This is a genomic window from Ruegeria sp. PrR005, assembly GCF_010500245.1.
In the GTDB taxonomy this organism is placed as follows: Bacteria; Pseudomonadota; Alphaproteobacteria; order Rhodobacterales; family Rhodobacteraceae; genus Ruegeria_B; species Ruegeria_B marisflavi.
Genome location: NZ_JAAGOX010000043.1, coordinates 223,559 through 243,247 on the forward strand (window position 1 = coordinate 223,559; position 19,689 = coordinate 243,247).

Genomic DNA, 19,689 nt, shown 5'->3' on the forward strand with positions numbered 1-19,689 from the left:
ATATTCGTCAAAACTATATCCGGATGGCGGCCTGCCGTTGCCGCAGGGCTGCCAGCAGGCTGAGGGCGGTCAGGGCCGAAGACCTGGGATTGCCGGGCAGCGGCATACCTTCGATCTGGAACCGAAAACGACCGAATGAGCCTTCGGCGGCAACTTCGTGGATATTGGCGGTGACGCCCGGATCGGCGATCAACTCGGCACGCGTGGCGTCGAGCCCGGCTCCGGCCAGCGCCACGGCGGCGGCCACGTTGGCGTTCTTGGGGTAGGCTTGCGCCGCTTCGCGCGCGGTACCGGTGAAATGGGTCATCGGTGCGGTGAGCGTATCCAGATCCAGCACCTCTTCGGCGCGGCTGCCGCGCCAGCCCTGCGGCGGTTTGCGCCCGGTATAGGTGACCGCCAGCCCTTGGCCCATTGCCGCCGCCGACAGCGCATCGAGCGCGCCAATGGCGCCCGAGGCGAGACAGAGCCGGGTACCGCCCGCCCGCGCGGCGGCCTCCAGCTCGGCACAGAACCCGGCATCGGCGAGTGCGCCGACCGAAACGGACAGAACCTCGATCCCGGCAGTGAGCGCCGAAGGGCCATACGCACGAAGCCCCGCGTGACCGGCGCAATCGACCAGAAGATCGGGGCGCTCGGGCAGGTCCGCGACCGCCAGGACAGAACCAACCGAAAGCGCCGCGCGCGCCGCAGTTTCGCGACCGGGTCTGCATAACGCGCCGACCAGTCGTGTGTTGATCGGCAGATTTGCCGCCACATGTCCCGCGATGGCGCCATGGCCGATCAGTGCAATCTTCATGTCTTGTCCCTCTGGCCCGTTGATGGCGATATTTCACATACCCGACGCTATTTGATATCCTGTTTGCAGATACCCGGATGCATTTTCTCGATTTGCCCTGCGGTGGAAAGGGCGTTCAGGGTTGGCAGTAAGCCAAACTTTCACCGGACCCGAATTGACCGAGAAACCGCCATATACCGGACGCCCCATGCCCCGGCGCGAGGACCCGCGATTGTTGCGGGGCGAGGGCCTGTATGCCGGCGATATCGGCCTGCCCGGCGCACTGCATCTGGCGTTTCTGCGCAGCCCCCATGCCCGCGGGCGGATCGTTTGCTGCGACACCTCCGCCGCGCGGAACATGCCCGGTGTCGCGACAGTGTTGACCGCCGCCGATCTTGGGGAGCTGGGCCGGCTAGAGGTCAACCCGGTGCTGCCGCTCGATCATGCGACACCCTATCCGATTCTGGCAGATGCCACGGTCTCGGCGGTGGGTCAGCCCATCGCGGCGGTACTGGCCGAGACGCCGGGTCAGGCTCTTGACGCGGTCGAGGAGATCTCGGCAGAGATCGGCGAGACCCCCGCCCCGCCTCCCGAACTTCTGGCCATGCAACACTGGCAAAGCGGCGATACGGTGGCGGGGTTCGCCCGCGCCGCCCATGTGGTTGCGGTCCGGGTCGCGCATCCGCGCCTTGCCCCCAGCCCGATGGAACCGCGCGCCATCGCCGTCCTGCCCGACAACAGCGGACTGACCGTTTGGCTCTCGACGCAGACGCCGCACCGGGCACGTGCCGACCTAGCGCGCATCCTGTCGCTCAATCCGGCCCATCTGCGGGTGATCGCCCGCGACGTGGGTGGCGCCTTTGGCATGAAGGCCTCGCTTTACCCCGAGGAGGTGCTGGCGGTCTGGGCTGCGCATCATCTGGGCCGCCCCGTGCGCTGGACCGCCACACGCAGCGAAGAGTTCCTGTCTGCTACCCATGGTCGCGGACTGACAACCGAAGGCCAACTGGCCATCGACGCCGACGGGCGTTTTCTGGCTCTCAAAGCCCGGGTTGCCGCACCGCTGGGCCACTGGCTGCCCAATTCCGCCCTGATCCCGGCCTGGAACGCCGCCCGCATCCTGCCCGGCCCCTATGACATCGCCGCGACCGATCTGGGCACCAGCGCCCGACGCGCCCATACCGCGCCCACCGGCATCTATCGCGGCGCAGGCCGCCCCGAGGCCTGCGCGTTGATGGAGCGTCTGGCCGATGCCGCCGCCCGCGCCACCGGCCTTGACCCTGCCGAAATCCGCCGCCGCAACCTGAACCGCTTGAACGGCCCGCGTGGCCTGCCCGCGGGCCGAGTCGAGGGGGTCGATTATGCCACAGCACTCGACCATTTCCTGACACTGGCCGATTACCCCGCCTGGCGCGCCCGGCGCGACGCTCGGCGCACCGAGGGGGCATTGTCCGGGATCGGCCTCGGCTTTTACGTCGAACCCTCGGGCAAGGGGTGGGAAAGCGCCCGCGTCACCCTTGAGGCGGGCCGCGCGACGGTGGAATTTGGCGGCAGCAGCCAGGGCCACGGGCGCGAAACCGCGCTGGCCCAGATCGCCGCCGATGCGCTGGAGCTCACGCCCGCCGATATCACGGTGGTTCATGGCGACACCGCCACCTGTCCGGCAGGCATCGGCGCGCTGGCCAGCCGCAGCACTCCCATCGGCGCCAGCGCCGTGCTTGAGGCCTGCCGCGAGATCATCCGCCGCCGCGACGCGGGCGAAAGTGAACCGATCACCGCCGACACCGTCTATACTGCGTCGGGCGAGGCCTGGGGCCATGGCTGCTACCTTGCCGCCATCGAGATCGACCGCGACACCGGCGCCCCGCGCGTGACGCATATGGCCTGCCTCGACGATGCCGGGCGGCTGATCAACCCGCTGCTGGCCGAGGGCCAGGTGATGGGTGGCTTTGCTCAGGGGCTGGGCGAGGCGATGATGGAGGCGCTGCATTTCGACGACGGCCAGCTCCTCACCGGCTCGTTCATGGACTACGCGATACCGCGCGCGGCTGACCTCCCGCCGCTCACCATTCACAAGACCGAGACGCTCGCCACCACCAACGCGCTCGGCGCCAAGGGGATCGGCGAGGCCGGTACCATCGGCGCCCCGGCGGCGATCCTGAACGCCGCGCTGGACGCGCTGGCGCCGCTGGGCGTGACCGATCTGCAAATGCCGCTTACCAGCCTGTCGCTCTGGCAGGCGATCACCGATGCAAGCAAGGAACCCCAGACATGAACTATGCCAAGAGCGAGGCCAAGGACTATGCCCGCGAACATCTGCGCGGCATCTGGGCCGCGGCGCTGAACCCCTTTGCCGAGGATCTGTCGTTTGACGAGGCCGGTTTTCGCCGCAACATCCGCCACTGGGTCGATGATCTGGGGATCGAGGGCCTCTTCATCTGCGGAAAACAGGGCGAGTTCTTCTCGATGTCGCTGGAGGAGCGCAAGCGCAACCTTGAGGTTGCAGTCGAGGCATGCGACGGGCGCGCAGGCATCATGATGTCGGTCTCGGACCAGAATTTCGACACCGTTCTGGAGCTCGCCCGCCATGCCCAGAATGTGGGTGCCGACTATATCGTGGTGCACGCGCCGGTGCTGCATTTTGTACACGACAGCGACGCGCTGCTCTACGAATACTACAAGGCGATCAGCGAGGCGGTCGATATCGGCATCGCCATGTGGAGCCACCCTGACAGCGGTTACCTGATGAGCCCCGAGCTCTGCGCGCGCATCGCCGACCTGCCCAATGTGGTGGCGATCAAATATTCCGTCCCGCGCGAGATGTATGCCCGCCTGACCGAGCTGGCGGGTGACAAGATCCAGGTCTCCACCGCCTCCGAGGAGGAGTGGTTCGACAATATCGTCGAACTTGGCTGGCGGCTTTATCTCTGCTCTTCGCCGCCCTACCAGCTACAGACCGCCCGCGACCGGCGCATGCATGACTATACCCAGCTGGCTTTTGCCGGCCGCATCGACGAGGCCCGCGCGATCCGAGACAGCCTCGACCCGGTGCGCCAGGCGATCAAATCGACCAAGCCGGGCGGCAAGCCCCAGGCGCATGGCAAATACTGGCAAGAGCTGCTGGGACAGACCGGCGGGCGCGTGCGCTTTCCCATGCAGGAACTGACCGAAGAAGAAAAAATCGCCACCCGCGCTGCCTTCGAGGCCTGCGGGCTGCGCCTCTGACCCTTCATCTCGCTGAAAATACTCCGGGGGAGTCGCGCAAGGCGCGGCGGGGTCAGCGCCCCCTGCCCCGGTTGGGCTATAGAACGACCTCGATCAGGTTTGGCCCTGCCTCGGAAAATCCCTGCTCCAGCGCCAGCGCAAAATCCTCTGCCCGCTCAACCCGGGCAGCAGGGACACCAAGGCTTTGCGCCTGCCCGACCCAGTCGATGGCGGGCCGTTCCAGGCTCAGCATGTCCAGCGCGCGCGGGCCGGGGTTCATCACGCCCACCCCCGACAATTCGCCCAGCAGGATGCGATAGCTGCGATTGGCCCAGATCACCACGGTGATATCCAGAGCTTCACGCGCCATGGTCCACAAGGCCTGTGGCATGTACATGGCCGAGCCATCGCCGGTCAGCGTCATCACCTTGCGGTCCGGGCAGGCGATGGCGGCCCCGATGGCGGCGGCAAGGCTATAGCCGATGGAACCACCGCAATTGTTGATCCATGTATGCGGCGCGGCGCCCAGGGTGGCGCCGTGAAAGGCGCGGCCGGTGGTCACCGACTCGTCCAGCACGATGGCGCCTTCGGGGATGTGTTGGCCCAGCACGGCAGCGACAGTCTCGGGCGTGCAGGGGCCGCTGACCGATCCCGACGCGACAGGCGGCGCGAGCACCGGAACGGTGCCAGCGCCGCCCACCGCCTGTTCCAACCCCGCCAGCGCACCATCCAGATCGGCGGCCCAATCGACCAGCGCGATGATCTCGGCCTCTGGAGGGGTCAGGACGGCAGGTTTTCCTGGATAGGCAAAGAAGCCGATGGGCGGCCGCGCGCCCAGCAAAACGATGCGGCGGTACCGCGACAGCGCCTCCAGCGCCATGTCAATCGGATAGGGCACGCGGGCCACGGGCACCCGACCCGCGCCCCGTTCCATCCGCGCATTTGCCCATTCCGAGAGCAGCGCGCAGCCGGTTGCCGCCGCGATGCGGCCAGCACGTTCCAGGTTTTCCTCGGTCAGCGCTTCGCCACCCAACAGCAACAGGCTGTCCGGCCCGCTCAGCGCGGCAGCCGCCTGTTCCAGTGTCTCGGCCTCAACCGGCGCCCGCGCAGGCACCGGCAAGGCGGATGCCACCTGACCGCCCGGGGACCAGGCCGTGTCAGACGGCAGAATCAGCGTCGCCACCTGCCCCGGCGCGCTGCGTGCAGCCTGTACCGCGCGGGCGGCATCGCGCCCCACATCCGCCGCCGACAGAGAGGTTTCGACCCAATGCGACACCGGCCGCGCCAGCCCCTCGATATCCGCCGTCAACGGCGCATCCAGCTCCAGATGGCTGGCCGCGTGCTGACCCACGATGTTGACGACACCCGACCCGGCCTTCTTGGCGTTGTGCAGGTTCGAGATACCGTTGGCCAGTCCCGGCCCCAGATGCAGCAGGGTCGCCGCCGGCTTTCGCGCCATCCGGTAGTATCCATCCGCCGCTCCGGTCGCGACCCCTTCGAACAGCGCCAGGACCGAGCGCATGCCCGGCACCTGATCGAGCGCCGCCACAAAATGCATCTCGGACGTGCCGGGATTGGTGAAACAGGTATCGACCCCGCTGTTCAGCAGGCTGCGCACCAGACTTTCGGCGCCGTTCATTTCGCTCATCACCCTCACTCCTCGCAATTGGGGCGAGCCTAGGCGGCGCGCGGCGTCACGTAAACGGTGCACAATAACGTGAGCACGGGGGTGCGGTGAAATCTGGCATCAAGGGTCCAGCAAAGGAGAAAGCCACCATGCGCCTTGCCGCCCTCGCCCTGATCACCTGTCTTGCCCTGCCCGCCTTCGCTGGCGATCTGACGCCGCGCCCGGGCTGGGCAGTGCACGTTACCGCCAAAACCCACGCGCAACTGGTCGAGGACACCCGCGCCGCCATCACCGCAAACGGGCTGGGCATCGTTACCCAGGCAGGCCCGACCGAGGCCGCCGCCCGGCGCGGTATCACCATTCCCGGCAACCGGGTCATCGGCGCCTTCAACAACGATTTCGCGGTGCGGATACTGGCGCTGTCGACCGCCGCGATGATCGAGGCGCCGATCCGCTTCTATGTCAGCGAGAACGCTAATGGCACCGCCACACTGGGCTACAAGTTGCCCTCGCAGGTCTTTGCGCCCTATCTCGGCGAAGGCGGCTCAGAGCTGGCAGCCATTTCCGCCGAGTTGGACGCGCGGTTTGCGGCGGTGGCGGCCCAGGCAATCGCCTCACAGTGACGTGACCCCCCTTGCCTTCGGACGCAGGCTCCGCAATCTCGGCCAGAAGCGACCCCTGTAACGGAGCCTCATCATGTCAGACCCCCTACCCCGCGCCGCCGACCTGCTGGCCCGGCGGCTGTACGAGGCAGGCTGCCGCCATGCCTTTGGCATGCCCGGCGGCGAGGTGCTGACGCTGGTCGATGCGTTGGACAAGGCCGGGATCGCCTTTCACCTGGCCAAGCATGAGAATGCCGCAGGCTTCATGGCCGAGGCGGTGCATCACCGCGACGGCGCGCCCGCGATCCTGCTGGCGACGCTGGGGCCGGGGGCGATGAACGGGGTCAATGTGGTGGCCAATGCGTTGCAGGACCGGGTGCCGATGATCGTGCTGACCGGCTGTGTCGATGCTGAAGAGGCGCTCACCTATACCCATCAGGTGATGGACCATGCGCAGGTGTTCCGCCCGATCACCAAGGGCAGTTTCCACCTGACCGCCGAAGGCTCGGATATCATCGCCGACAAGGCGGTGTCGCTGGCGATGCAACTCCGCCCCGGCCCGGTGCATATCGACGTGCCGATTGGCGTGGCCGATACTCCGGTACGCGAGTTGCGGCGGCGGCGGCTGACCCCGGCGGCACCCGTGGCACCCGGTGGTATCTGTCTGGAAACCGCCCGGCGCTGGGTCGCAGAGGCACGCCGCCCGCTGGCGGTGATCGGCCTCGACGTGCTGGCCGATAACTCGAAATGTGTCCTGCAAGCCTTTCTGGAACATTTCGAAATTCCCTTTGTGACCACCTACAAGGCCAAGGGCATCCTGCCCGAGGATCACCGCCTGTGCCTCGGCGGCGCTGGCCTGTCGCCGCTGGCTGACAGCCACCTTTTACAGCTGGTGCAGGCCGCCGACCTGATCCTGTGCCTGGGCTATGACCCGATCGAGATGCGCCCCGGCTGGCGCGAGGTCTGGGACCCCGAAAACCAGCGGGTGATAGACATCTCGGCGGTGGTCAACGACCACTACATGCATCAGGCCGGGATCAATATCGTTGCCGATACCGGCGCCACGCTGGAGGCTATCGCCAAGGGGACAACCGGGCACGCCACCTGGGTCGGGGGCGAACCGCAGGCGGCCCGCGCCGCCCTTGCCCGCGCCTTTCCGCAGGATGAAGAGTGGGGCCCCGCCGCCATCATCGCCGAAACCCGCGCCACCCTGCCCCAAGGCACATTGGCCACCGCCGATAGCGGTGCCCACCGCATCCTGCTCAGCCAGATGTGGCGCTGTGACGAGCCACGCGGGCTGATCCAGTCCTCGGGCCTGTGCACCATGGGCTGCGCCCTGCCGATGGCGATTGGCCTCAAACTGGCCGAACCCGACCGCCCGGTGATCAGTTTCTCCGGCGATGCCGGTTTCCTGATGGTCGCCGGAGAGTTGTCGACCGCCGCCGAAATGGGCGGCAACCCGATCTTTCTAGTCTTTGTCGATGCCAGCCTGTCGCTGATCGAATTGAAGCAGCGGGGCCGCCAGTTGCCCAATCGCGGCGTCGATTTCGGGCATCACGACTTTGCCGCCATCGGCCGTGCCTTTGGCGGGCATGGACACACCGTGCGCTCGCGGGCAGAGTTGCGCGCGGCGCTAAAGGCAGCGCAGGCAGCGGACCGGTTCACGGTGATCGCGGCCGAAATCGCACGAGGGGATTACGATGGCCGGATCTGAACAACCCAAGGGGCCACTCGATGGGGTGCGCGTGCTGGACCTCAGCCGCATTCTGGCGGGGCCGACCTGTACCCAGCTGTTGGGGGATCTGGGCGCCAATGTGATCAAGATCGAGAACCCCGGTTCGGGTGGCGATGACACGCGGCAATGGGGGCCTCCCTATGTGACCGACTCCGAGGGCAACTCCAGCGACCTGAGCGCCTATTTCATGGCCGCCAACCGCAACAAGAAATCGGTGGCGCTGGATATCTCGACCCCCGAAGGGCAGGCGCAGATCCGGCGTCTGGCGGCCCATGCCGATATCCTAATCGAGAATTTCAAACCCGGCGGGCTGGCCAAATACGGACTGGACTATGCCAGCCTCGGGCCCGAGTTTCCCGGCCTCGTCTATTGCTCGATCTCGGGCTTTGGTCAGACCGGCCCCAATGCCTCGAAACCGGGCTATGACCTGATGGCCCAAGGGTTTGGTGGCATCATGTCGCTGACCGGGGAACCCGATGGCGCGCCGATGAAGGTGGGCGTGGGCATCGCCGATGTGATGTGCGGCATGTATGCGACCGTGGGTATCCTCGCCGCGCTGCATCACCGCGAGCGCACCGGCGAGGGCCAGCATATCGACCTGGCGCTGGTCGATGCGCAGGTGGCCTGGATGATCAACGAGGGCGTGAACTATCTGACCAGCGGCGCGCTGCCCCAGCGGCGCGGCAATGCCCATCCCAACATCATGCCCTATGACGTCTATGCCACCTCGGACGGGCATGTTGTGCTGGCGGTGGGCAATGACGGCCAGTTCAGACGCTTCTGCGACTTTCTGGAGCTTGGCGAACTGGCGGGCGACCCGCGCTTTGCCACCAACCAGGCGCGGCTGCAAAACCGCGCCCCGCTGGACGCGCTGCTGCGACCGGCGCTGGAGGCGCGCAGCATGGCCGAAGTGATCACCGGGCTGGAGGCGCTCAAGGTCACGGTGGGGCCGGTGCAGACGCTGGACCAGGTGTTTTCCAGCGATCAGGTGGTGGCCCGACAGATGCAGATCGACATGGAGGCCGAGCCCGGCCCGGTGCACCTGATCGGCAATCCGCTCAAGCTGTCGCGCACGCCCGTGACCTATCGCAGGGCACCGCCGCGCTGCGGTCAGGACACCGAATCCGTGCTCTCGTCAGACGATCCGTTCACGGACTGAAACATCACCTGTCTTTGGGCGGCAAATTGCTGAAACAACAGAGGCTTTCGGCGGCTTTTCCCCCATTTTCCGCACACGCGTTTTCACCAATTCGCGAGCGGCGTCGATCCTGATACGGGGCTCCAATAGACTTGGCAAAGGCGCGAACTGCCTCCCCTTTGCAAGGAACGGACCCGGTATGAGAGACGATGTTTTTGGACAGACCAACAGCCTGACCCGCGCGGACAGCGCCGAGGCGTGGGATGGCGTGCTGCTGGGCTTCATGGCCCACGCCGCGATCACCCCGCAGCATCTGGCGCGGGTGCTGGAGCTGGAGCCGGATTTCGCGCTGGGCCATGCCATCAAGGGCCTGTTCATGCTGCTTCTGGGCCGGCGCGAGATGACCCCCGTTGCGGTCGAGGCGATGGCAGCCGCCGAGCGTGCCGCCGATGCGCATCCGGTGACACCGCGTGAGGCGCATTACCTGACAGCCTTGCGCCACTGGCTGGCGGGCAACCCCAGTTCTGCGGTGCAGGAATTCGAGGCTATTCTGCACGCCCATCCCGACGACACCCTGGCAATGAAGCTGAGCCATGCCACCCGGTTTGTGCTGGGCGATCCGGCCGGAATGCGCCGCTCGATCGAGCGGGTGATGCCCGCCTACGCCCCCGATCATGCCGGGCGCGGCTATCTGCTGGGGTGCCATGCCTTCGCGCTGGAAGAAACCGGCGCATACGACAAGGCAGAGATTGCCGGGCGGCAGGCGCTGTGGATGGTCTCGGACGATGCATGGGGCCTGCATGCGGTCGCACATGTGCATGAAATGAAAGGACAATCCGCACAAGGTCTGGAATGGCTGGCCGGGCGCGAGGCGGCCTGGGCGCATTGCAACAATTTCCGTTACCACGTCTGGTGGCACAAAGCGCTGATGCATCTGGACCAAGGCCAGATTGATCAGGTATTCGATCTCTACGATTCAGCGATTCGCAAGGATAAGACAGACGACTATCGTGATATTTCGAACGCCACCTCGCTGCTGTCGCGGCTCGAGCTTGAAGGCGTAAATGTCGGACACCGCTGGGAAGAACTGGCCGACCTGAGTGCCGCGCGCACCGAAGACGGAAGCCTGATCTTCGCAGACTTGCATTACCTGCTGGCCCTGACCGGGGACACCCGCGAAGACGCCATCTCGCGAATGCTGCAGCGGATTAAACGCGATGCAGACAAGGCCAATTGCGATGTGACCCGTCGCATGGCCGATCCCGGAATGAATGCCGCGCTGGGGCTTGAGGCCTTTGGCGATGGAGAACATGGACGGGCCTTCGACCTCTTGCTTGCCGCCCGCGGCAACATGCAACTGGCCGGAGGCAGCCATGCCCAGCGCGATGTGTTCGAACGGATCACGATAGACGCCGGGCTGCGGGCCGGTCGCCTGGACGCGGTGGAACGCGTGTTGGACGACCGCCGCGCCAAACGTGGTGGACATGAAGACAACTATGCCCTTGCCCGTCGCGCCCTGATCGAGGCGGGCAGAGGCGAGCGTGGCATGCACAGCGTGCCCGCCGAATGACGTGATTGAGAAGGACCAAATACGCATGGCGACCATTTCGCCCGCATCGGATTTTGCACCGGCCACGACCCGTGTCGCGGCTCCCGCCTCTACGCGCGATCTGCGGCTGGATTTCTATCGCGGGATCGCGATGTTTATCATCTTGGTCGCTCATATCAGCGACAACCCTTGGGCAAACTGGATTCCCGCCCGGTTTGGGTTTTCCGACGCGACCGAAATCTTCGTGTTCTGCTCGGGCATGGCCTCGGCCATCGCATTCGGCGGCGCCTTCCTGAAAAAGGGCTGGGTGATGGGCAGCGCGCGCACCCTGTTCCGCATCTGGCAGGTCTATTGGGCGCATATCGGGCTGTTCTTCTTCACCGCGATGTGCATGGCCGCGCTGGACCTTTCAGGATGGTTCGACCGCAGCTATGTCGACGCGCTGAACCTCCAGCATTTCTTTGACGATCCGGTACCGCAGATCGTGGGCTTGTTTACGCTCACCTACGTTCCCAATTACTTCGACATCCTGCCGATGTATCTGGTCGTTCTGGCGATGATGCCGCTGATGATGGGGCTGAAACAGCTTGGGTTCTGGGCAATGGCGCTGGCCTCGGTCCTGATTTGGGCCGTGGCGCAGACAGGCACGCTTGCCCTGCCGGCCGAGCCCTGGTCGGAACGGCAATGGTTCTTCAACCCGTTTGGCTGGCAGTTGCTGTTCTTCACCGGTTTCGCCTTCATGCGCGGCTGGATTCCCGCGCCGCCCGTCAGCAAGGTGCTGATCTGGGCGGCGATTCTGTTCGTCGTCCTGTCGGCGCCATTCGGATCGTGGAAAGTCTTTCTGTGGGTCGAAGCCTGGAATCCGGCCGTAGCCGATGACATCCGCGCAACCTGGCCGCTGACCGGAGAGTTCCGCGACAAGACCGAGTTCGGCCTGCTGCGCTATATGCATTTCCTGTCGCTGGCTTATCTCGGCTGGGTCGTTGCCGGCGACAAGGGCGCACGCCTGCTGCCCACCGGAGACGGCACTGCCGCGCAGCTCTGGCAACAGGCGCTAAACATAATCGTCAAGGTCGGCCAGCAGTCGCTGGCGGTCTTTGTCTTCTCCATGGCTGTCGCGCGTCTGCTGGGTGTACTGCTCGACATCTGGGGCCGCGACCCTCTCCCCGTTCTGTTCGTCAATCTCATCGGCTTCATCTTGATCACCGGCGTCGCCTACACCGCTGCCTGGTTCAAATCTCATCCCTGGAAATCTCGGAAATGATCCTTACGCGCCGTTCCTTTCTGGCCTCGGTCTCGCTGCTCGCTCTGGTGCCGGGGGCTTTTGCGGCCACCCCGGCCGAACCCTTTGATCATGCCATGGTCAAGTCCATGGCCCGCGATCTGGCCAGCCGCCCGTATCAGATGCGCGCGGATGTGCCCGACGCGTGGAAGGCACTGACCTATGAGGAATACCGTTCGATCCGGTTCCGCATCGACCACGGGCTCTGGGCCGGAACCGAGACCCCGTTCAGCGTGGATTTCTTTGCGCCCGGGCTCTATTTCCCGCGCGCGGTGCAGATCCATTCGGTCGAGAACGGGATGGCGCGTCTGGTGGGGTTCGACCTGTCGATGTTCGACAAAGGGCCCGAAGTTCCCGCGCTGCCCGCCGACGAGAACCTGGGTTTCTCGGGCCTGCGGCTGCGCACGGAGATGCATCGGCCCGGCGAGACAGACGAATTCTGTGTGTTCCAGGGTGCGAGTTACTTCCGCGCCATCGGGTTGAACGAGAACTACGGTCTGTCGGCGCGGGGTCTTGCGTTGAAAACCGGCGATCCGGATGGCGAAGAGTTTCCCGAGTTCATCCGGTTCTGGCTGGAACGCCCCGTGCCGGGGCAACGCAACATGATCGTGCATGCCTTGATGGACAGCCCCTCGGTGGCGGGTGCCTATCGGTTCGACATCACCGCAGGCGAGGATTGCGTGATGGAGGTCGAGGCAACGCTGTTCCCGCGCGAGGACCTGACCCATGCGGGCCTGGGCGCGCTGACCTCGATGTTCCTGTTCGATGCCAGCAACCATATCCGGTTTGACGATTTCCGCCCTGCGGTGCATGACAGCAACGGGCTTTTGATCCGGAACGGCGCCGGAGAAGTGATCTGGCGCCCCCTGGCCAATCCCCGCGCGCTTCAGGTGTCGTCCTTTGTGGACGAGAACCCGCGAGGATTTGGCCTGATGCAGCGGGCACGAGAGTTTTCTGATTTCGCTGATCTCGAGGCCAATTATCACCGCCGCCCGGGCCTGTGGGTCAAGCCGATGGGCGACTGGGGCAAGGGGGCGGTCACCCTGGTCGAGATTCCCGCCGATCAGGAGATCTATGACAATATCGTCGCCTATTGGCGACCGGCGGAACCCTATGCGGCGGGCAGCGAGGTCACCCTCGGCTACCGGCTGACATGGGGCGAGGAACCCTATCGAACACCGCTGCCGCGCGTGATCCGGACGGCAATGGGGGAAAAGACCTTTGGCGAAGGCCGGCTGGTGGTCGTCGATTTCGAGGCCAGCCCGCTGTTTGACGATCTGGAGACACTTGAGCCGGTGGTGCAGTCGCCCCATGCCGAGGTCGCTCCGCCGATCCTGCAACGCAATCCGGATACCGGGGGCGCACGTCTGGCGTTCTCGTTTGTCCCCGGCGAAACCGAACTGGTCGAACTGCGCGCTCAATTGCGCCGCGACAGTGAACCCGCCTCCGAAGTCTGGCTTTACAGGTGGACTGCGTGATGGAACACGAACTGAGGATCATGCCGGAACCCGCACCGCTTCCGATGGAGGCGCAGGATTTTAATACGGGGTTCCGTGACGCTCAGGCTCCGCAGGAGGTGGCGACACAAGGTGTCGCGCTTTGGCGGGTCTTGGCGTTCTCACCGGCGATGGCGGCCACCTTGGGGTTGCTCTGGCTGATGGGAGACTGGTTTTCGGATGCCGGGATTTCGCTGGTCGAAGGTATCCTTCTGGCCCTGATCGCCTTCAACTTCTTCTGGATCGCCTTTGCGGTCAGTACGGTTCTCTTGGGCATGATCTCGCTGTCCCGGCAGGGTCCGCGGGTTCGCGGCGACAAGGTGCAGCGCCTGCGCGTGGCCCTGTTGATGCCGGTCTACAACGAAGTGCCGTGGTATGTACTTGGCAACGCACGCACCATGCTCGAAGAGCTGAAATCGCGCGGTGGCCAGCATGAATACGCCATGTTCATCCTGTCAGACACCCGCGACGACGCCATCGCCGCGCAGGAACAGGCCAGTGTCGAGGCGTTGCGGACAACACTGGCGCCCGATCTGGCACTATACTACCGCCGCCGCGAACAGAACACTGACCGCAAGGTCGGCAACATCGCCGATTGGGTCAGCACCTGGGGCGGGGCCTGGGATGCGATGCTGGTGCTGGACGCCGACAGCCTGATGACCGGTCGCGCGATCGCGCGCCTGACCGACGCGCTGGCCCGCGACCCCGCCGCCGGGCTGATCCAGAGCTTTCCGCAACTGATCGGCGCACAATCGGTTTTTGCACGGATGCAGCAGTTCGCCAACGGCGTCTATGGCGCCGCCTTTGCCGAGGGCATGGCCCGCTGGTGCGGACAGGAGGGCAACTATTGGGGCCATAACGCGATCATCCGCACCGCCGCTTTCGCCAATTGCGCGGGCCTGCCCAAGCTGCGCTCGCTGTCGGGGCGTGAAAAGCTGATCATGAGCCATGATTTCGTCGAGGCGGGGTTGTTGCGCCGGGCCGGTTGGGCGGTGCGTTTCCTGCCGCGCATCCGGGGCTCTTATGAAGAGACGCCGCCGACCCTGATCGACCATGTGCTGCGCGACCGCCGCTGGTGCCAGGGGAACCTGCAACACCTGAACCTGCTGACCGCGCGCGGCTTTCGCTCGATCTCGCGGTTCCACATGTTCCATGGTGCCATCGGTTACCTGATGTCACCGATCTGGTTCGCGCTCCTGGTGATGTGGGCGCTGATCGGCCACGGCGAGGACGGTTCGGTTCTACAGTATTTCAGCCCCGAGAACCCGCTGTTCCCGCAATGGCCGGACATCTCCGAGGGACGCCATGTGGTGATCATCGTCGTCATGTACGCCATGCTGTTGCTGCCCAAGTTGCTGGGCATCGCGGCGCTGCCGCTGAGTGGCGCCCGTTACTCCGACTTCGGCGGCGCGGGCCGGTTCCTGCTGTCGTTCCTTTCCGAAGTGATCCTGTCGATCCTTTACGCCCCCATCCTGATGGTCCAGCAGATGATCGCGGTATTCCGCACCATGCTGGGCATCCAGAAGGGGTGGTCGCCGCAGGCCCGCGACGGCGGCACCTATGGCCTGACGACGCTGATCACCTGTCATGCGCTCGAAACCGTCAGCGGGCTGGCGCTCAGCGCCGGTATCGCGCTGGGGCTGGTCTCGGTCTGGCTGGCCCCGATTGCGTTCAGCCTCGCCCTTGCGGTGCCGCTGTCCGCCCTGTCGGGTGTATCGGCTGGCGCCGCGCGGCGGCTGATCGGGATGCGCGAGGAATACCGCGAACCGGCGATCACGCGGGCGGCGCGGTCTTACCGGACCGAACTGAAATCGCTTCTGGAACGCGGCACAGGCGTACGCCCGGCCGAATAAACCCGGTGCTGGGCGATCAAGGATCGCCCAGCGCCTCGTACCAGTCGATCATCATGTCGGCCCAACCTTCGGGAACCATGTGACCGCCGGGAAACAGCGCGAATTCAATCACCCCGTCCGGATCGCAGCTGGTCCAGGCACGCCGCTGGAACGGTCCGGTGAGGGAATAGCTGTCGGGTTTGTGATCGAGGCACCCGTTGGCGATGCGCCAGATTTCCAGACCGGCAAAGATATCACCCTGCTGAAACCGGCCGGCCCCAAGGATGCGCCCTTCGAGCGGCACGACAGGATCGCTCCAGCCATGCGTGTGCAACAGTCGCACCGGACCGTTGCATGCCGCTGGCTGCGGGCGCCAGAACCCGCCCGAGACCGGTACATAGGCGGAATAGGCATCGGGCGTGGCGCAGGCCAGGTAGTTTACCATGAAGGCGCCCGCCGAAAATCCCCCCAGTACCACGCGATTTTGGTCCAGCCCGAACCGGGCGACCGCGTCCTCGGTTACCGCATTCAGAAAGGCGGCCTCGTCCCGCCCCTCCCAACCGGGAAAGAAATTCCAGCTGCGCTTGCCCGTCCCAGCGGGGCGGATCGCGCCATCCGGAGCGATCACCGCCCAGCCCCGGGCCAGCAAGGGGGCGACGAGCCGCTCGTTGTTGATCGGTCCCGCGCCTTCTCCGCCATGCCCGTGCAGAAACACCAGAACCGGGGGGTGTTCGGTCTTGGGCAAGACGATGTGATAACTTCCGCCAGAAATTTCACACGGAGCCTGTTCGTCCGCACAACCGGCGGAAACCCCTGTCACCGATCCCGCCAGTGCCAGAACCGCAGATATGCTCCGGATCATCATCCACGCTCCTCATAGGCCGTCACCGGCAGATCCGACCGCACCCATCCGGGCCCCGCGCGCGATCCCAGCATACCCTCGGGAACATCGATGATATTGCCGAAACCGGCTTCGCTCAATCGGTTTGCAAGCCGGGCCGAGCGTACCCCGCGCGCGCAGATCAGGGCAATCGGCCGGTTCCAGTCGCCCTCAGCCAGGCCCGCCAGCGCCTCGGCAAAATCCTCGCGCCGCATGTCGAGCGGATGAGCCCCTTCGCCGATGCCTGTCGTGCGCCATTCGTCCGGGCGCCTGATGTCAATCAGCAAGACCTTGCCTTCGGTCGCCTGCGCATGCGCTTCGGCCACCGTGAGCGCGCCCCCGGCGAAATCTTCAGGCGTCAACAGATACTGCCGCAGGCCAAAGCCGAGGACCATCGCCACCGCGAGACCAAGCAAAACCCGACGCGATATTTTCTGGGACATGTCCCCTCCCGCAATTGTGCAGAGCACCATTCAACCGGAAACAGGTTTTATCACGTCCGGCCAAGCTTCGCCTGACCCCAACAGGCCGGGCGCGATCAACAATTCGTCAGCCAAAAATGCATGTTACACTCTGTCGCAACAAATCTCTGACCTTTGCAACCTTGCAATACCGGGCAAGGACATAAATTATCGCTGCAAAACGGAAACAAGAAAAACCAACAGCGGAGAAATCGACGGTGTCCCTCTTCCTCATCGCCGCCCTTCCCTTTCTCGGGGCGATCTTCCCTGCCCTGCTGATCCGGGCGGGACGCAACGCCTCGGCTTCGGCGGCGGGACTGACCAGCTTTCTGGCCTTCACCGGTCTGATGATCCATGCCCCGACGATTCTGTCGGGCGGCGTGGTGACCGCAAGGTTCGACTGGCTGCCCGGATTGGGGCTGAACGCCAATTTCATGCTGGACGGGCTGGGGTTCCTGTTCGCGACGCTGATCCTTGGGATCGGCATGCTGATCATCCTCTATGCCCGGTTCTATCTGTCCCGGCATGATCCGATGGGGCAGTTCTATACCTATCTCCTGTTGTTCCAGGGCGCGATGGTGGGCGTCGTCTTGTCCGACAACATCCTGCTTTTGCTGGTTTTCTGGGAACTTACCTCGCTTAGCTCATTCCTGCTGATCGGCTATTGGAAGCACCTGCCCGCAGGCCGCCAAGGCGCGCGGATGGCGCTGGCGGTGACCGGATCGGGCGGGTTGGCGATGATCGCGGGCATGCTTATTCTGGGCCATATCGTGGGATCTTATGACCTGAGTGTGATCCTTCAGAACAAGGAGGCGATCCAGGCCTCTCCCTGGTACCTGCCCGCACTGCTGCTAATCCTCTTGGGCTGTTTCACCAAATCGGCGCAATTTCCGTTCCATTTCTGGCTGCCGCATGCGATGGCAGCCCCGACGCCTGTCTCGGCCTATCTGCACTCGGCCACGATGGTCAAAGCGGGGCTCTTTCTGATGGCCCGCATGTGGCCGGTGCTGGCGGGCACGCCTGAGTGGTTCTATATCGTGGCTACCACCGGGTTGGTGACCATGGTGGTGGGCGCTGTCATCGCACTTTTCAAGGACGACCTCAAAGCACTGCTGGCCTTTTCCACCGTCAGTCAACTGGGGCTGATCACCATGCTCCTGGGTTTTGGCACCAAGATCGCGGCAGTTGCGGCGGTGTTCCACATCGTCAACCACGCGACATTCAAGGCGGCCCTGTTCATGAGCGCCGGCATCGTCGACCATGAGACTGGCACGCGTGACATCAAGCTCTTGGGCGGGTTGCGGCGGATGATGCCGATCACCTTCGGCATTGCACTGATCGCGGGTCTATCAATGGCGGGTATTCCGCCGCTCAACGGTTTCATCAGCAAGGAAATGATGCTGGAAGAGACCATTCACACCGTGTGGCTGGACAGCCAGTTGGTCGTGCCGGCACTGGCGATCATCGGAGCGTTGTTCTCGGCGGCCTATTCCTTTCGCTACATCGCTCATACATTCCTCGGGCCCGAGCGCGAGAGCTATCCCCATGCGCCGCACGATCCCGGTCCGGGCCTGTGGCTGTCACCCGCAATCCTGGTCTTTCTGGTCGTGATCATCGGCCTCAACTCGGCCACGGTTGCCGGCCCGATCGTCAAAGCCGCAGCCGGCGCGGTGGTCGGCGGCGAGCTGCCCGAATTCAAGCTCAAGCTCTGGCATGGCTTCACCCCGGCGCTCTACATGTCGATCGTGGCCGTTCTGGGCGGCTTGCTGTTGCTGGCCCTGCACGGACACCTGGAGCGGGTTTGGAATAACCTGCCCCGGCCCGAGGCCAAGGCGATCTTTGATGCAGTAATCGAGGCGCTGACGCGCCTGTCGCGGACGATCACCGACGGGCTGCATAACGGGGTCATCAGCCGCTACGCCGCGATCATGGTCGCGTTCACCGTCGGCATCGGTTATTACGCCTATGCGACCGGAACGACCGGACTGCCAACCCGCGTGCCGCTGGAGGCGCCGATCATTCCGATCATCGGCTGGATCTGCCTGGTGGTCGCGACGCTGGCCATCATGTGGTTCCACCGCAACCGTCTGCTGTCGCTGGTGCTGATCGGGGTGGTGGGCCTGATCGTCTCAATGGCCTTCAACTACCTGTCGGCCCCGGATCTGGCACTGACCCAGATCTCGGTCGAAGTGGTGACGATGATCCTGCTGCTCCTGTCGCTGAACTTCATGCCGACGGAGACGCCGGTGGACAGCACCAAGGCGCGCAAGCTGCGGGATGCGGCGATCTCGATCGTCGCGGGTCTGGGCGCGGGCGGACTGATCTATGCGCTGATGCTGCGGGACTTCGCCTTTCCCACCATCTCGGGCTATCATCTGGCCAATTCCTATAAGGGCGGCGGCGGCACCAACGTGGTCAACGTGATCCTGGTGGACTTCCGTGGTTTCGATACCTTCGGCGAGATCATCGTGCTGGGTATTGCCGCGCTGGTGATCTTTGCGCTGGCGGAATCGGTCCTGTCCAGCAACGTGCGCGCCTATCTGTTGAACCGCAAGCCGCACTGGCCGCAGTCGGGCGACGCACATCCGCTGATGATGGTGGTGGTGACCCGTGTGATGATGCCCATCGCGCTGATGGTAGGGGCCTATATCTTTTTCCGCGGCCACAACCAGCCAGGCGGCGGCTTCATCGCCGGGCTGGTGGTCGCCATCGCCTTTTTGATGCAATACATGGCCAGCGGTTATACTTGGACGATCGAGCGCCAGCGGTTCTATTACCATGCCACCATCGGTTGGGGTGTGCTGATCGCGGCCGCCACCGGTCTGGGCGCCTGGTTCAACGACATGCCCTTCCTGACCAGCGATTTCGGCTATCTGCACTGGCCGCCGCTGGAAGAGTTCGAATGGGCGACCGCGATGCTGTTTGACACTGGTGTGTTCCTTGCCGTCCTGGGGGCCGTGCTGCTGGCGCTCGACAGCCTGTCGCGCTTTGCCTGGCAGCCCGGAATACAGCAGGAATACCCGATGGACATCAACCCGCAGCGTGACGCACCGCCGGTGCCCGGACCCGGACCAGATACCGTAATCCCCGTGGGAAAGGAGACTTGAC

Annotated in this window: 14 protein-coding genes; 10 read left to right on the forward strand and 4 right to left on the reverse strand. The window is 64.7% G+C overall.

All coding sequences use genetic code 11. The features are described 5' to 3' along the window. Nucleotides 1–13: 13 nt before the first annotated feature. Complete coding sequence (locus G0P99_RS18455; RefSeq protein WP_164131952.1) at nt 14–796, reverse strand: aspartate dehydrogenase; 783 nt, start codon at nt 794–796, stop codon at nt 14–16. Nucleotides 797–983: 187 nt separating this feature from the next. Here G0P99_RS18455 and G0P99_RS18460 point away from each other — a divergent pair, with 187 nt between their 5' ends. Together G0P99_RS18460 and G0P99_RS18465 are read left to right on the forward strand one after the other, a co-directional pair. Further along, nucleotides 984–3,050, forward strand: coding sequence for a xanthine dehydrogenase family protein molybdopterin-binding subunit (locus tag G0P99_RS18460; protein WP_164131953.1), 2,067 nt, complete (start codon nt 984–986; stop codon nt 3,048–3,050). After that, complete coding sequence (locus G0P99_RS18465) at nt 3,047–4,000, forward strand: dihydrodipicolinate synthase family protein (RefSeq protein ID WP_164131954.1); 954 nt, start codon at nt 3,047–3,049, stop codon at nt 3,998–4,000. The genes G0P99_RS18460 and G0P99_RS18465 overlap by 4 nt, the downstream gene beginning before the upstream one ends. A 76-nt stretch (nt 4,001–4,076) precedes the next feature. Here the strand turns inward: G0P99_RS18465 and G0P99_RS18470 are convergent, their stop codons facing one another. Continuing rightward, entirely contained in the window at nt 4,077–5,627 is a 1,551-nt protein-coding gene (locus tag G0P99_RS18470) for an acetolactate synthase large subunit (RefSeq protein WP_164131955.1), read from the reverse strand. A 128-nt stretch (nt 5,628–5,755) separates the two neighbouring features. Here G0P99_RS18470 and G0P99_RS18475 point away from each other — a divergent pair, with 128 nt between their 5' ends. The 7 genes from G0P99_RS18475 (at nt 5,756) to mdoH (ending at nt 15,261) form a co-directional block, all read left to right on the forward strand. Then, nucleotides 5,756–6,229 carry a DUF302 domain-containing protein gene (locus G0P99_RS18475; RefSeq protein ID WP_203583156.1) on the forward strand — a complete coding sequence of 158 codons (474 nt, stop codon included), beginning with the start codon at nt 5,756–5,758 and terminating at the stop codon, nt 6,227–6,229. A 73-nt stretch (nt 6,230–6,302) separates the two neighbouring features. Beyond that, nucleotides 6,303–7,922, forward strand: coding sequence for a thiamine pyrophosphate-binding protein (locus G0P99_RS18480; protein WP_164131957.1), 1,620 nt, complete (start codon nt 6,303–6,305; stop codon nt 7,920–7,922). Then, nucleotides 7,909–9,102, forward strand: a complete 1,194-nt coding sequence (locus tag G0P99_RS18485) for a CaiB/BaiF CoA-transferase family protein (RefSeq protein ID WP_164131958.1) — start codon at nt 7,909–7,911, stop codon at nt 9,100–9,102. The genes G0P99_RS18480 and G0P99_RS18485 overlap by 14 nt, the downstream gene beginning before the upstream one ends. Before the next feature lie 178 nt (nt 9,103–9,280). Then, the gene (locus G0P99_RS18490; protein ID WP_164131959.1) at nt 9,281–10,651 is read left to right on the forward strand and encodes a tetratricopeptide repeat protein; all 1,371 of its coding nucleotides are present in this window, start codon (nt 9,281–9,283) and stop codon (nt 10,649–10,651) included. A 25-nt stretch (nt 10,652–10,676) separates the two neighbouring features. Then, nucleotides 10,677–11,894 (forward strand): OpgC family protein, encoded by a 1,218-nt coding sequence (locus tag G0P99_RS18495; protein ID WP_164131960.1) that lies wholly within the window; start codon nt 10,677–10,679, stop codon nt 11,892–11,894. After that, complete coding sequence (locus tag G0P99_RS18500) at nt 11,891–13,390, forward strand: glucan biosynthesis protein (protein WP_164131961.1); 1,500 nt, start codon at nt 11,891–11,893, stop codon at nt 13,388–13,390. The genes G0P99_RS18495 and G0P99_RS18500 overlap by 4 nt, the downstream gene beginning before the upstream one ends. Then, a complete protein-coding gene (gene mdoH, locus G0P99_RS18505) occupies nt 13,390–15,261 on the forward strand; it encodes a glucans biosynthesis glucosyltransferase MdoH (protein WP_164131962.1) in 1,872 nt (623 codons plus the stop codon). Before G0P99_RS18500 ends, mdoH begins: the two co-directional genes overlap by 1 nt. Nucleotides 15,262–15,277: 16 nt before the next feature. Here mdoH and G0P99_RS18510 read toward each other — a convergent pair whose 3' ends face one another. Together G0P99_RS18510 and G0P99_RS18515 are read right to left on the reverse strand one after the other, a co-directional pair. Further along, the gene (locus G0P99_RS18510; RefSeq protein WP_370462838.1) at nt 15,278–16,102 is read right to left on the reverse strand and encodes a PHB depolymerase family esterase; all 825 of its coding nucleotides are present in this window, start codon (nt 16,100–16,102) and stop codon (nt 15,278–15,280) included. Beyond that, nucleotides 16,102–16,563, reverse strand: coding sequence for a rhodanese-like domain-containing protein (locus G0P99_RS18515; RefSeq protein WP_164131964.1), 462 nt, complete (start codon nt 16,561–16,563; stop codon nt 16,102–16,104). The genes G0P99_RS18510 and G0P99_RS18515 overlap by 1 nt, the downstream gene beginning before the upstream one ends. Before the next feature lie 236 nt (nt 16,564–16,799). On the opposite strand from G0P99_RS18515, the gene G0P99_RS18520 reads away from it, so the two are divergent. Further along, complete coding sequence (locus G0P99_RS18520; protein WP_164131965.1) at nt 16,800–19,688, forward strand: monovalent cation/H+ antiporter subunit A; 2,889 nt, start codon at nt 16,800–16,802, stop codon at nt 19,686–19,688. Nucleotide 19,689 lies beyond the last annotated feature (1 nt).